Below are 14,415 nucleotides of genomic sequence, written 5' to 3'. Positions count from 1 at the left end.
CCGAAATCAGCGCTAGACCCTGTGGGAGCGGGCTTGCCCGCGATGCTTTCAGGGCTTAGTTCCCCGCTAGGCTCGGTGGCATGCACACGCCCGTGCCGCCAATCCCGCAGTAACCTTCCGGATTTTTCGCCAGATACTGCTGGTGATATGTCTCGGCGAAATACACGGTCGGCGCCTGCTCGATCTCGGTGCTGATTTCACCCAGGCCAGCCTTGCTCAGTTCAGCCTGGTAGGTTTCTTTGCTCTTCAAAGCCGCGTCCAGTTGCTGCGGCGAGGTCGCGTAGATCACCGAACGGTACTGGGTGCCGATGTCATTGCCCTGACGCATGCCCTGCGTCGGGTTGTGCAGTTCCCAGAACATCGCCAACAGCTCTTCGTAGCTGAGCTTGTCCTTGTCGAACACCACCAGCACCACTTCAGCATGACCGGTCAGGCCCGAGCAGACTTCTTCGTAAGTCGGGTTCGGTGTGAAGCCGCCGGCGTAACCGACCACGGTGCTGACCACGCCTTCGCGCTGCCAGAAGCGGCGTTCGGCGCCCCAGAAACAACCCAGACCGAAAATCGCAAAATCCACGTCTTGAAAGAACGGGCCGAGCAGCGGCGTGTCTGTGAAAACGAAATGATTTTCCGGCAGGGTCATCGCAGTTTCGCGGCCAGGCAGAGCTTGATCTTTAGTCGGGAGCACGTTTTTGTTCACCAGAATTTCCGAGCGCAGAACCATGATCAGTCCTCTCAGTCAGGTTGAATGTAAAAAATCAGACCGCCAGTGTGCCGAATGATGCCCGATTTCGCACTATTCAAATGTGGAGCGCAAATTCAGAGGCAGAGCGGGCCGCGCGGGTAGCGCTTGAGCGCCTGGATCAACTCGGCGCCGGGGATCGGCCGGTCGAACAGGTAGCCCTGGCCGACGTCGCAACGGTGACGGCGCAGGAATGCCAACTGTTCGGCGGTCTCGATGCCTTCGGCCACAACCTTGAGTTTCAGGTTGTGGGCCATGGCGATCACGGCGGAGGTGATTTCCATGTCGTCCTGGTTGTCCGGGATTTCGTGGATGAAGCTGCGATCGATCTTGATGATGTCGATCGGGAATTTTTTCAGATAGCTGAGCGACGAGTAACCAGTGCCGAAGTCGTCCATCGCCAGGGTCAGACCGAGACGTTTGAGCTGGTCGAGCTGCAAGTGCGTGTCTTCGGTGGCTTCCAGCAGCAGGCCTTCGGTCAGCTCCAGCTCGAGCAGATTGGCCGGCAGCGCTTCTTCCTTGAGGATATTGGCGATAGAGGCGACCAGATCCGGATCGGAGAACTGCTTGGGCGACAGGTTGATCGCCACTTGCAGATTGCCCAGCCCGGCCGCAGTCAGCGCTTTGCTCATGCGGCACGCCTGACGCGCGATCCACTTGCCGATCGGGATGATCAGACCGGTTTCTTCGGCGACGCTGATGAACTGATCCGGGCGAATCATGCCGCGCTCCGGGTGGTTCCAGCGCAACAGCGCTTCCATGCCCAATAGGCGGCCGCTGCGCAAACACAGCTTCGGCTGATAGAACACATCCAGCTCGTTCTGGGTCAGGGCGCGGCGCAGGTTGTTCTCGACGAACAGCTTGTAGCTGGCCTCGGCGTTCAGTGCTTCGGTGAACACTTGCACCTGATGTTTGCCGTTGGCCTTGGCCTTGTGCAGGGCCAGACCGGCGTTGCGCATCAACGTTTGCGGGTCGCGCCCGTGCAGCGGCGCACACGCCAGGCCGACCGAGCCGGTGACGCTGATCAACTGGTTGTCGACGAACATCGGTTTGTCGAGGGTCGCCAGCAATTGATTGGCAATCTGCTGACCCGTCACAAGGTCGGTGTCGTCCAGCAGCACGGCAAATTCGTTACTGGCGAAGCGCGCCAGACTGCCGCTCGGGCTGAGGCTGTTGCGCAGACGCCGCGCCAGACTGATCAGCAATTTGTCGCCAGTCTGATGGCCGAGGCTGTCGTTGATCCGCTTGAAATTATCGATGTCCACCAGCAGCAGGCTGATCGGCGAATCGCTGTCGCGGGCGAAGCGTTCGTCCAGATTGCGGATGAACGCCGGGCGATTGCCGAGGTTGGTCAGGTTGTCGGTATAGGCCAGACGCTCGATACGCTGCTGCGCGAGCTTGGTGTGGGTGATGTCTTCGTAGATGCCGATGTAATGAGTCAGCTCGCGGTTATCGCCGTAGACCTTGGAGATCGACAGCTGGCCCCAGTACGGTTCGAGATTCTTGCGGCGGCTCTTGAATTCGCCCTGCCAACTGTTGCTCTTGGCCAGCGCCGAGGGCGCGTCGAACAGCAATTCGCTGAGGTTTTCCAGTGCCGGCAGCTCCGACAGGCGCTGGCCGTGGACTTCGTCTGTGGTGTATTGAGTGATCGCGGTGAAGCTTGGGTTGACGTACTCGACCACGCCGTCGCAGTTGACCAGCAAAAACGCGTTGGCGCTTTGCTCGACCGCACGCTGGAACAGGTGCAGGGCGCTGGTGGCGGTGCGGCGGTTGTGGTTGTTGATGACTTGCGCGAACTGGTCGGCCAGCTCGCCGGCGAAGGCGATTTCGTCGGACTGCCAGGCGCGAGTGGCGCCGGTTTGTTCCAGGCACAGCACACCGACCACTTGGCCGTCGACGCGGATGCTCGCATCGAGCATGGCGTTGACGTCGCGCGGGCGCAGGGCTTCGGCCATCTCGCGGGTACGCGGGTCGCGCATCGCATTGTGGGCGTCGATGGCGCGGCTGCTGTGCAGTGCGTCCAGGTAGTCGGGGAAGCCGCTGACGTCGATCACGTCCGGCAGAATGTATTCCTGCGTGGCGCGATGATAGGCCGAGATCGGAATCAGGCGCTGATCTTCAAGATTCCACAGGCTGGCGCAGTCGATTTCGTAGATGTCGCAGGCGCAGCGGGTGATCAGTTCGGCGGCTTCTTGCAGCGAGTTGTGGCTGCTGTAGCGCTGACGGGCCAAGAGCAGGATCAGATCCTGTTGCGCGCGCACGCGCTCCAGATGTTGCAACTGTTCCTGCTGGGCGCGCTGGTTGAGTTCGAGGGCGATTTGCAGGCGCGAATTCTGCGTTTCCAGATCCAGCGAGGGTGGCGCTGGTGCAGCATCGAACACCGCATCGACCACCATCAGGTAGCCGCGCAGCAAATGACGATTGTGTTGTTTGTAGGCTTCGCCCAGTTCCAGCACATTCAGTGCGCCGGCCGGGGTGTGCAGGGTGTAGCGCGCCATGTAATGCGGGCTGGCGGCGAGTTGCTGCTGGATGGCGTCGTGCAATTGATAACGCGCTTCCGGCTCCATCAGACTCGCGTAGGGCGAACCGACCAGAGCGCATAGCTCAACCGCCGGCTGACCAAACTGACGCTCGCAGTTGGGGTCGAGAAACAGCATCGCCCAGCTCGCCTCATTCAAGCGCTCGAAACGCAGCATGCCGAGCCGCGAGGGCACGGGCAACTGCGTCACTACCTCGGCCACCATACGGCTGGCGGCATCGGGCTGGCTCTTCATTGAGGGAACTCGCTTGGATATATGCTGAACGCGCCGGGCTCTCGCCCTCATTACTCTTGCCTGCGGCAAGGTTGCATCATTGCGGCACTGACTGACAAGAGTGATGAAGGCCAAGTGCTATAAGAATGTGTCGGCTGCGTTCGGGTTTTCTCCAGCGGTTGGCTGAAATCAGCGAAACATGCTTCGATCTCGCACGATTCAGCGCAGATCTATCTTGATTCATTGCAGCTGTTTTCCATCGCGATCATGGTAGTTCACGCGGATCTGCCCGGCATCGACCAGCATGTGGGCAAAATTGTCCTGACTCACCACTGCGCTGGTCAGCTCATGCCGATAGTCACCGTCGGCCGTTAGCGCCAAAGGCTGATCGAGGATAAATGTCGAGGCTTTGGCGTAGGGCAGCAACTTGCTGTTGTGCAGCGGCGAGGAAACGATGGTATGGACTTCGAAGTCCTGGTCTGCGCTGTGGGTCAGGCGCGAGGTCAGTGAGCCATGCACATCGCCGGAGATGAACACTACGTTCTTCAGTCGATGGGTGCGAATCACTTCGAGCAGGCGCAAGCGTTGCGCGGGAAAGCTCTTCCACGCGTCATCGCCGTGGAGTTTGCGATCCGGATAAAACATCACACTGGTGACTACAAACTTGACCCGTGCCGGGCTTTCGATCAGCCATTGGCACAGCGCTTGCTCCTGTTCTTCGTCGAGAATCCGGCGGTCATCTTGCGCCAAGTTGCGCCGGGTGCGACTGTCAGTGACAAACCATTCGATATCTCCATCGCTGAACTGATACCAATAGTTTTTTAATACCTGGTCAACTTGTCCGTTGGAAGTAACCGCGCAGGCCGGACTGTGACTGGCTTGATATATCTCATAAGCCGTCATTGCGTTACGGAACAACGAAGCGTCGGACTTGTGGGCATTGACCGGCCAGTTATCTTCTATCTCATGATCATCGAGAATCATGTAAGTAGGCGTGCCGGACATCAAGCGTTGAACATTGGGTTGGGAGAACGCTGCGCGGTACTTCTTAAGAATTTCGTTATATTCCCGATCCGGCGCAATCAGGTTCAGATCGTCTACGTAGATCTGGTCGCCGGTCATCATGATCGCGCTGACTGGTGGCTGCGCGCCTTCGATCAACTGGCCGATGGATGAAAAAATACGGTCGCCCAAGTGCGGCAGTGACGGGATTCCCGCCGTCAGACGCAGGTAGCGACACGAGCCGAGGATATAAGCGCGCGGTTGCGTGATCGCAGCGGCGCGGGTGCGCAGACGATAAACTTCGCGAGGCCATTGCAGCGGCAGCTCCATCACGCTGTCCACAGTGTGGGTCGGACTCATCGGGCTAAACCAGCCTGCCTGGTATTCGTAGTCGGTGTCGGCGGTTAATTTGTCGAGCAGGATAACGGCTGACATGTCGCGCAGTAACTCAAGTTTTGCGAACGGGGCTTTCAGCCACTGTTGCGCTCCGGATACCCGGTAACGAATTCCACCGAACACTGCGGTATTTAATTGAAACTCACCGCGTATAAAAATTCGCGATTGATTAGTTGTGGTGTGGCCAATAATCGGGCCGACGGTGGGCTTGAGCATGTTCGAATCCATTCGAATTGATATAAGTTAAAAGTTACAGTTTCCCAACTATTGTCGGCGGTAACTTAGTTGCGCCAAGGTTAGTTGTGCGCGCATAAAAAATATCGACGCGAAGTGGACTTGGGCTGTGGCCGAATTCAGCAAAACTTGTGGGAAAAATTCGATCTACGTTTATTTCAGGCAAAAAAAGCCCCGCCAAACTGACGGGGTTGAGGTACGAGCGTGTGGCGCTCGAAAACGTGGAACGCGATTGGCCCTCCGTTGCCGGAGGGCCGATCGGCTTACAGCAGGATCGTGCGGATGTCCGCCAGCAGGCTGCTCAGACGCTGGGTGAAGCGTGCGGCAGCGGCGCCGTTGATCACTCGGTGATCGTAGGACAGCGACAGCGGCAGCATCAGTTTCGGCTGGAAGGCTTTGCCGTCCCAGACTGGCTGGATGGTTGCCTTGGAAACACCGAGGATCGCCACTTCCGGCGCGTTGACGATCGGCGTGAAGCCGGTGCCGCCAATGTGGCCGAGGCTGGAAATGGTGAAGCAGGCGCCTTGCATGTCGTCAGCGGTGAGCTTCTTGTCGCGGGCCTTGGCAGCCAACGCAGCCGCTTCGGCAGCCAGTTGCAGCAGGCTTTTCTGATCGACGTTCTTGATCACCGGTACCAGCAGGCCATCCGGCGTGTCGACGGCGAAGCCGATGTTCACGTATTTCTTGCGGATGATCGCTTTGCCGCTTGGCGCCAGCGAGCTGTTGAAGTCCGGCAGTTCCTTGAGCATATGCGCGCAGGACTTGAGCAGCAGTGGCAGGATGGTCAGCTTGACGCCAGCCTTCTCTGCAACGGCTTTCTGCGCGATACGGAACGCTTCCAGCTCGGTGATATCAGCCGAATCGAACTGCGTTACGTGCGGAATGTTCAGCCAGCTGCGGTGCAGACTCGACGCGCCGATCTGCATCAGACGAGTCATCGGCACTTCTTCGATTTCGCCGAAACGGCTGAAGTCGACGACCGGAATCGGCGGGATGCCCGCGCCACCGGTTGCGCCAGCAGCAGCGGCCGGTGCTTCCTTGGCCTTCTGCATCATGGCTTTGACGTACGCCTGCACGTCTTCTTTCAAGATGCGACCGTGTGGACCGCTTGCGCCGACAGCGTTCAGCTCGACACCGAACTCACGCGCCAGTTGACGCACGGCTGGGCCGGCGTGAACTTTGGCGCCTGGCTTGGCAGGAGCAGCAACCGCAGCGGAAGCCGCAGGTGCGGCGGCAGCAGGAGCAGCAGCGGCTGGCGCAGGTGCGCTCGGTGCAGCCGCGGCAGGTGCCGGAGCAGCAGCCGGAGCGGCGCCTTTGACTTTCAGTTTCAGAATCAGGTCGCCAGTGCCGACTTCGTCATCCAGCTTGACGGAAATGCTTTCCACCACGCCGGCGGCAGGCGATGGAATTTCCATGCTGGCCTTGTCGGATTCCAGGGTGATCAGCGACTGATCGGCTGTCACGCTGTCGCCAGCCTTGACCAGAACTTCGATTATCTTGGCTTTGCCGGCCGAACCGATGTCCGGAACGTGGATGTCCTGCACGCTGTCGGCAACCGGTGCAGCAGGCGCGGCAGCTTGAGCCGGCGCAGCAGCAGCAGCGGCCGGAGCAGCAGCCTGAGCCGGAGCGGCCGCAGCAGGCACCGCAGCACCCGCCACTTCCAGATCCAGAATCAGGTCGCCAGTGCCGACTTCGTCGTTGAGCTTGACGCTGATGGCCTTGATCACGCCAGCGGCTGGCGATGGAATTTCCATGCTGGCCTTGTCGGATTCAAGAGTGATCAGCGATTGATCAGCTTCGACGGTGTCGCCGACCTTGACCTGAATCTCGATGATCTGTGCCTTGCCCGCCGAACCGATGTCCGGCACGTGCACTTGCTGTACCGAAGCGGCAGCCGGTGCAGCAGCAGGCGCGGCCGGTGCAGGTGCAGCAGCCGGAGCGGCTTCCGCCTTGGCAGCCGGAGCGGCTGCCGCAGGAGCCGCTTCAGCGGCGCCCTCGACTTCCAGCTCAAGCAGTTCGTCGCCTTCTTTCAGGCGATCGCCCAGCTTCACTTTCAGGCTCTTGACGATACCGGCCTTCGGGGCCGGCACTTCCATGCTGGCCTTGTCCGATTCCAGGGTCAGGATGCTCTGGTCGGCTTCGATACGGTCGCCGACCTTCACAAACAATTCGATTACTTCACCTTCACCGCTGCCGATGTCAGGTACGCGAATGAGTTCGCTCACAGGGGTTCTCCTCAGCAGTCCAGTGGGTTGCGTTTTTCCGGGTCGATGCCGAACTTGACGATGGCTTCAGCCACCACCTTAGGTTCGATATCACCACGGTCAGCCAGTGCTTCCAGGGCTGCCAACACCACGAAATGACGGTCAACTTCGAAGAAATGACGCAGTTTCTTGCGGCTGTCGCTGCGGCCGTAGCCGTCGGTGCCGAGGACTTTGAATTCCTTGGACGGTACCCACTGACGAATCTGCTCGGCGAACAGTTTCATGTAGTCGGTGGAGGCGATGACCGGACCTTTACGGCCGTTCAGGCACTCTTCGACGTAGCTCAGCTGCGGCTTCTGGCCCGGATGCAGACGGTTGCTGCGCTCAACGGCGAGGCCGTCGCGACGCAGTTCGTTGAAGCTGGTAACGCTCCATACGTCGGCACCGATGTTGAACTCTTCACGCAGGATCTTCGCGGCTTCACGCACTTCACGCAGGATGGTGCCGGAGCCCATCAGTTGCACGTGGTGCGCAGCTTCGCGGGTGTCTTCTTCCAGCAGATACATGCCTTTCTTGATGCCTTCTTCGGCACCGGCCGGCATGGCAGGCTGCTGGTACGACTCGTTCATCACGGTGATGTAGTAGAAGACGTCCTGTTGCTCTTCGGTCATCTTCTTCATGCCGTCCTGAATGATCACCGCCAGCTCGTAGCCGTAGGTCGGATCATAGGTGCGGCAGTTCGGGATGGTCGCGGCCAGCATGTGGCTGTGACCGTCTTCGTGTTGCAGGCCTTCACCGTTCAGGGTGGTACGGCCAGCGGTGCCGCCGATCAGGAAGCCACGGGTACGGCTGTCGCCAGCGGCCCATGCCAGATCGCCGATACGCTGGAAGCCGAACATCGAGTAGAAGATGTAGAACGGCAGCATCGGCTGGTTGTGGCTGGAGTACGAAGTACCGGCAGCGATGAAGGAGCTCATGGCGCCCGCTTCGTTGATGCCTTCTTCGAGAATCTGGCCCTTCTTGTCTTCCTTGTAGAACATCACCTGGTCTTTATCGACTGGCTCGTAGAGCTGGCCGACGGAGGAGTAGATGCCCAACTGACGGAACATGCCTTCCATACCGAAGGTACGGGCTTCGTCCGGGATGATCGGTACGATGCGCTGGCCGATTTCCTTGTCCTTGACCAGTTGCGCGAGGATCCGCACGAAAGCCATGGTGGTGGAAATTTCACGGTCGCCCGAACCGTCGAGGATAGCCTTGAGGGTATCCAGTGGCGGCGTCGGGATGTTGAAGCTCTTGGCGCGGCGCTGTGGCACGAAACCGCCGAGGGCCGTGCGGCGCTCGCTCAGATAGCGAGCTTCTGCGCTGCCAACTTCCGGCTTGAAGAACGGCAGGTTTTCCAGCTCCTCATCCTTGACCGGGATGTCGAAACGATCACGGAACAACTTCAGGCTGTCGACATCGACTTTCTTGGTGTTGTGCGCAGTGTTTTTCGCTTCGCCGGCACCGGTGCCATAACCCTTGATGGTCTTGGCCAGGATGACAGTCGGTTGTTCTTTGTGGTTGACCGCTTCGTGGTACGCCGCGTAGACCTTGTACGGATCGTGGCCGCCACGGTTGAGTTTCCAGATCTCGTCGTCGGACAGATCAGCAACCATCGCCTTGAGTTCTGGCGTGTTGAAGAAATGTTCACGGACGAACGCGCCGTCTTTGGCTTTGTAGTTCTGGTACTCGCCGTCGATGACTTCGTCCATGCGACGTTGCAGGATGCCGTCGACGTCTTTGGCCAGCAGAGGGTCCCAGAAACGGCCCCAGATGACCTTGGTCACGTTCCATTGAGCACCACGGAACACGCCTTCGAGTTCCTGGATGATCTTGCCGTTGCCGCGAACCGGGCCGTCGAGGCGCTGCAGGTTGCAGTTGATGACGAAGATCAGGTTGTCGAGCTTCTCGCGGCCGGCCAGGGAGATTGCACCCAGCGATTCCGGCTCGTCGCACTCGCCATCACCGAGGAAGCACCAGACTTTCTGCTTGCCTTCAGGGATGAAACCACGGGCTTCGAGGTACTTCATGAAGCGTGCCTGGTAGATCGCCTGGATCGGGCCCAGACCCATCGAAACGGTCGGGAACTGCCAGAAATCAGGCATCAGCCATGGGTGCGGGTAGGACGACAGACCGTTGCCATCGACTTCCTGACGGAAGTTGTTCATCTGGTCTTCGGTGATGCGGCCTTCCATGAATGCACGGGCGTAAACGCCTGGCGAGGTGTGGCCCTGGAAGTAGATCAGGTCGCCGCCGTGTTCTTCGGTCGGGGCCTGGAAGAAGTAGTTGAAGCCGATGTCATACAGGGTCGCACTGGAAGCGAAGCTGGAGATGTGACCGCCCAGGTCAGAATCTTTCAGGTTCGTGCGCATTACCATGGCCATCGCGTTCCAGCGCACCAACGAGCGAATGCGGCGTTCCATGAACAGGTCGCCAGGCATGCGTGCTTCGTGGGTAACGGGGATCGTGTTGCGATAAGGCGTGGTGATGGCGTACGGGAGTTGCGAACCGCTGCGGGTTGCTAGCTCACCCATACGGGTCATCAGATAATGAGCGCGGTCTTCGCCTTCTTTATCGAGAACCGATTCCAGGGCGTCCAGCCATTCCTGGGTTTCGACGGGATCGAGGTCTTGCATGGCTTGCTCCAGGGCGGAAAGGCTTCCAGAATCGGTTGCCTGAGTTTGCGACTGGCCTTGTGGGCAGACGATTTAAAATTCTTGGATTGCCGACAGGTTGTTCCGGCGGCGTGTAGTTTTACTACAAATCTTCCGGCATTTCAGCCTTTCGCATGTATAGACGAGTAGTAAAACTACAGATGAAAGGCTTATGGCCTCCAGCTGCGTTGTGAGAATAATCGTTAAGGTTGGTCGTTTGCCATCCGAAAAAGGTGAAAGTTTGATGCTCGCTGCCAAAGAAGAAGAAAAATCAGCTATTTCTAACTTTTGTTCGACAGTCCATCGCGTAGCGGGTTTTCATCATTCACTACAAGCGGCCATTTACACGCCGATCAAGGATAGACCATGACCCTGCCCGTGCTTGCCGAACTGCCCGCCATTCTCCTGCCATTGGTCAGCCGATCTGCGCAGTCGTTCCACACGGCGGTTGCCGCGCTGGACGACGATCATGGCTTCGCATTGTGGACGCCTGAGCGCTGGGCGCAATTCGAGCGTGTCACCGCTGCGAGCGATTTCGTGATTGAACAGAGTGTTCGTGACCCTTTGATGTTGCTCGCGCTGGTGCAGTCCGGCGAACTCGACCGGCCGTTCGCGCCCGGTGAACTGTGCGCGCAGATCGCAGCGGCGGTGAGTGCCGCGCAGACCGAAGACGAACTCGGCCGCGTTCTGCGTCGTCAACGCGCCCGGCATCAGGTGCGGATCATCTGGCGCGACCTGACCCGTCAGGCCGATCTGGTGCAGACCTGTCGTGATCTCTCGGACATGGCCGACGCCAGCATCGATCAAGCCTATCAATGGCTGTACAGCCGCCATTGCCAGCAATTCGGCACGCCGACCGGCCGCCGCAGCGGCGAGCCACAGCAAATGGTCATCCTCGGCATGGGCAAGCTCGGCGCGGTCGAGCTGAATCTGTCTTCGGATATCGACCTGATCTTCGCCTACCCCGAGGGCGGCGAAACTGTCGGCGTCAAACGTGCGCTGGATAATCAGGAGTTTTTCATCCGTCTCGGCCAGCGTCTGATCAAGGCCCTCGATCCGATCACCGTCGACGGCTTTGTATTCCGCGTCGACATGCGCCTGCGGCCGTACGGGTCTTCCGGTGCGCTGGTGTTGAGCTTCAACGCGCTGGAGCAGTATTACCAGGATCAAGGGCGCGACTGGGAACGCTACGCGATGATCAAGTCGCGGGTGGTGGCCGGTGATCAAGTCGCCGGTGCGCAGTTGCAAGAGATGCTGCGACCGTTCGTTTATCGGCGCTATCTGGACTTCTCGGCTATCGAAGCACTGCGCACCATGAAGCAATTGATCCAGCAGGAAGTGCGGCGCAAAGGCATGGCCGACAACATCAAGCTGGGTTCTGGCGGCATTCGTGAAGTTGAATTCATCGCCCAAGCGTTCCAGTTGATCCACGGCGGACGCGATCTGAGTCTGCAACAGCGGCCTCTATTAAAGGTATTGAGCACGCTGGAGGGGCAGGGTTATCTGCCGCCGGCGGTGGTCAGCGAGTTGCGCGAAGGTTACGAGTTTCTGCGTTACACCGAACACGCGATCCAGGCGATTGCCGACCGGCAGACGCAAATGCTGCCGGACGGCGCGCAGGATCAGGCGCGTATCGCTTTCATGCTCGGCTTCGACAGCTGGGATGCGTTCCACGAAAAACTGATGTTCTGGCGCGGCCGCGTGGCTTGGCATTTCGCTCAGGTGATCGCTGATCCCGACGAAGAAGAGGGCACCGAAAGCGAAGTGGTGGTCGGCGGCGAATGGCTGCCGCTGTGGGAAGAAGCGCAGGACGAAGAAGCCGCTTGCCGACAACTGGAGGAGGGCGGTTTCGTTGATGCGAGCAAGGCGTTGAAAGCGCTGGCGAGTTTGCGTGGCAGTCCGCAATTGCGCGCGATGCAGCGTCTGGGCCGGGAGCGGCTTGATGCTTTTATTCCACGTCTGCTGGCTCAAGCCGTGGAGCACGACAATCCGGATCTGGTGCTGGAGCGCGTGCTGCCGTTGGTGGAAGCGGTGGCCCGACGTTCAGCTTATTTGGTGTTGCTCACCGAAAACCCCGGCGCATTGCGTCGATTGCTCACGCTGTGCGCGGCCAGTCCGTGGATTGCCGAACAGATCACTCGTTTCCCGCTGCTGCTCGATGAATTGCTCAACGAAGGGCGTTTGTTCAAACCGCCATTGGCGCCGGAACTGGCCGCCGAGTTGCGCGAACGCCTGACGCGTATCCCGGAAGACGATCTCGAACAACAGATGGAGGCGCTACGCCATTTCAAACTGGCGCACCGTTTGCGCGTCGCCGCTTCGGAAATCGCCGGCAGCCTGCCGTTGATGAAAGTCAGCGATTACCTGACCTGGCTCGCCGAAGCGATCCTCGAGCAAGTGCTGGCCCTGGCCTGGCGTCAGACCGTGGCCAAGTACGGCACGCCGCTGCGCACCGACGGCACCTTGTGCGATCCGGGCTTCATCATTGTCGGTTACGGCAAAGTCGGTGGTCTGGAATTGGGGCATGGTTCGGATCTGGATCTGGTGTTCATCCACGACGGCGATCCGCAAGCGGAAACCGACGGGGCCAAACCCATCGATGGCGCGCAGTTCTTCACTCGTCTCGGCCAGCGGATCATTCACTTGCTGACGGCACAGACCAACTCCGGTCAGCTGTATGAAGTTGATATGCGTCTGCGCCCGTCCGGGGCATCCGGGTTGCTGGTGAGTTCGCTCGGCGCGTTTGCGCGCTATCAGGAAAACGAAGCCTGGACCTGGGAACATCAGGCGCTGGTGCGGGCGCGGGTGCTGGTCGGCAGTCAGGATGTTGGCCAGGCGTTCGAGAAGGTTCGCGCGCAAGTGTTGGGCAAGGCGCGCGATCTGGCCAAGCTGCAACAGGAGGTCAGCGAGATGCGCGCGAAGATGCGCGGCAACCTCGGTAGCAAGAGCACCGCTGCCGGTACGGCGGCGAACGCCTTCGAGGCCACGGCGCCGTTCGATCTCAAGCAGGACGCCGGAGGTATCGTCGATATTGAATTTATGGTGCAATACGCGGCCCTGGCGTGGTCGCAGACCCACCCGGCGTTACTGCGCTGGAGCGACAATATCCGCATTCTGGAAGAGCTGGAACACGAAGGGCTGATGCCTGCCGAAGATGCCAGTCTGTTGCGCGAGGCCTACAAAGCCTACCGCTCCGCCGCGCACCGACAGGCCTTGCAGAAGGATCCCGGGGTAATACCGGGCGACCAGTTCGCGGACGAACGGCGCCAGGTAATGCGAATCTGGCGTGAGCTGGGGCTAAGCTGATTTTCGCGGCGGGGAGGCATTGGCCTCCCCGGTTCGTTTTTGGAAACCACATGAATATTCTGATCGTTGGGCCCAGTTGGGTCGGTGACATGGTGATGGCGCAGACACTGTTTCAGTGTCTCAAGCAACGCCACCCGCAGTGCGAGATCGACGTACTGGCCCCCGAGTGGAGCCGGCCGATCCTCGAGCGCATGCCTGAAGTGCGCAAGGCCTTGAGCTTCCCGCTCGGCCACGGCGCGCTGGAACTGGCGACGCGTCGACGCATCGGCAAGTCCCTGCGCGGCCAGTATGACCAGGCGATTCTGTTGCCGAACTCGCTGAAATCGGCGCTGGTGCCGTTCTTCGCCGGTATCCCCAAACGCACCGGCTGGCGCGGCGAATTCCGTTACGGCTTGCTGAATGACGTGCGCACGCTCGATAAAGAGCGCTATCCGCTGATGATCGAGCGCTTCATGGCGCTGGCTTATGAACCGAAAGCCGAGCTGCCGAAACCCTATCCGCGTCCAAGCCTGCAAATCGATCCGGTCAGCCGCGAGGCCGCGCTGGCCAAGTTTGGCCTCAGCCTTGATCGCCCGGTATTGGCCCTGTGTCCCGGCGCCGAGTTTGGTATTTCCAAGCGCTGGCCGTCCGAGCATTACGCCAAGGTTGCCGAAGCACGCATTCGCGAAGGCTGGCAGGTGTGGCTGTTCGGTTCGAAGAACGATCACTCGGTTGGTGAAGAAATCCGCGCGCGGCTGATTCCTGGCTTGCGTGAAGAATCGGTCAACCTCAGCGGCGACACTTCGCTGGCCGAGGCGATTGATCTGCTGTCCTGCGCCGACGCGGTAGTCTCCAACGACTCCGGGCTGATGCACGTTGCCGCTGCGCTGAATCGTCCATTGGTGGCGGTCTACGGTTCGACTTCGCCGGGCTTCACCCCGCCGCTGGCCGAGCATGTCGAGATCGTGCGCCTGGGCCTCGATTGCAGCCCGTGCTTCGAGCGCACTTGCCGTTTCGGCCATTACAACTGCCTGCGCCAGCTGATGCCGGACGCGGTCAACGAAGCCTTGCAGCGTTTGCAGGGCTCTGTGGTCGAGGTTCAATAG

8 protein-coding genes are annotated in these 14,415 nt (G+C 59.7%); 3 read left to right on the top strand and 5 right to left on the bottom strand.

Annotated features, from left to right (window positions below):
* Window positions 1–55 precede the first annotated feature (55 nt).
* The 5 genes from msrA to aceE all read right to left on the bottom strand — a co-directional run bounded on the left by msrA (window position 56) and on the right by aceE (window position 10,006).
* Entirely contained in the window at window positions 56–721 is a 666-nt protein-coding gene (gene msrA, locus ACOI8A_RS16305; protein WP_420646948.1) for a peptide-methionine (S)-S-oxide reductase MsrA, read from the bottom strand.
* Window positions 722–816: 95 nt separating this feature from the next.
* Complete coding sequence (locus ACOI8A_RS16300) at window positions 817–3,513, bottom strand: putative bifunctional diguanylate cyclase/phosphodiesterase (RefSeq protein WP_420646949.1); 2,697 nt, start codon at window positions 3,511–3,513, stop codon at window positions 817–819.
* Window positions 3,514–3,732: 219 nt separating this feature from the next.
* Window positions 3,733–5,106, bottom strand: coding sequence for an alkaline phosphatase D family protein (locus ACOI8A_RS16295; RefSeq protein WP_420646950.1), 1,374 nt, complete (start codon window positions 5,104–5,106; stop codon window positions 3,733–3,735).
* A gap of 281 nt (window positions 5,107–5,387) precedes the next feature.
* Complete coding sequence (gene aceF, locus ACOI8A_RS16290; RefSeq protein ID WP_420646951.1) at window positions 5,388–7,349, bottom strand: dihydrolipoyllysine-residue acetyltransferase; 1,962 nt, start codon at window positions 7,347–7,349, stop codon at window positions 5,388–5,390.
* Between the two features lie 11 nt (window positions 7,350–7,360).
* Window positions 7,361–10,006, bottom strand: a complete 2,646-nt coding sequence (gene aceE / locus ACOI8A_RS16285) for a pyruvate dehydrogenase (acetyl-transferring), homodimeric type (protein ID WP_420646952.1) — start codon at window positions 10,004–10,006, stop codon at window positions 7,361–7,363.
* Window positions 10,007–10,268: 262 nt separating this feature from the next.
* Between aceE and ACOI8A_RS16280 the strand changes: the two genes are divergently transcribed.
* Genes ACOI8A_RS16280 through waaF form a run of 3 tightly spaced genes read left to right on the top strand, consistent with a single transcriptional unit; the run spans window position 10,269 to window position 14,415 of the window.
* Entirely contained in the window at window positions 10,269–10,394 is a 126-nt protein-coding gene (locus ACOI8A_RS16280; protein ID WP_420646953.1) for a hypothetical protein, read from the top strand.
* Entirely contained in the window at window positions 10,391–13,330 is a 2,940-nt protein-coding gene (glnE, locus tag ACOI8A_RS16275; protein ID WP_420646954.1) for a bifunctional [glutamate--ammonia ligase]-adenylyl-L-tyrosine phosphorylase/[glutamate--ammonia-ligase] adenylyltransferase, read from the top strand. Before ACOI8A_RS16280 ends, glnE begins: the two co-directional genes overlap by 4 nt.
* A 50-nt stretch (window positions 13,331–13,380) precedes the next feature.
* The gene (waaF, locus tag ACOI8A_RS16270) at window positions 13,381–14,415 is read left to right on the top strand and encodes a lipopolysaccharide heptosyltransferase II (RefSeq protein WP_420646955.1); all 1,035 of its coding nucleotides are present in this window, start codon (window positions 13,381–13,383) and stop codon (window positions 14,413–14,415) included.

Source organism: Pseudomonas sp. P4795, from assembly GCF_048822895.1.
Classification (GTDB): domain Bacteria; phylum Pseudomonadota; class Gammaproteobacteria; order Pseudomonadales; family Pseudomonadaceae; genus Aquipseudomonas.
This window is presented reverse-complemented; position numbering and strand designations above follow the sequence as displayed.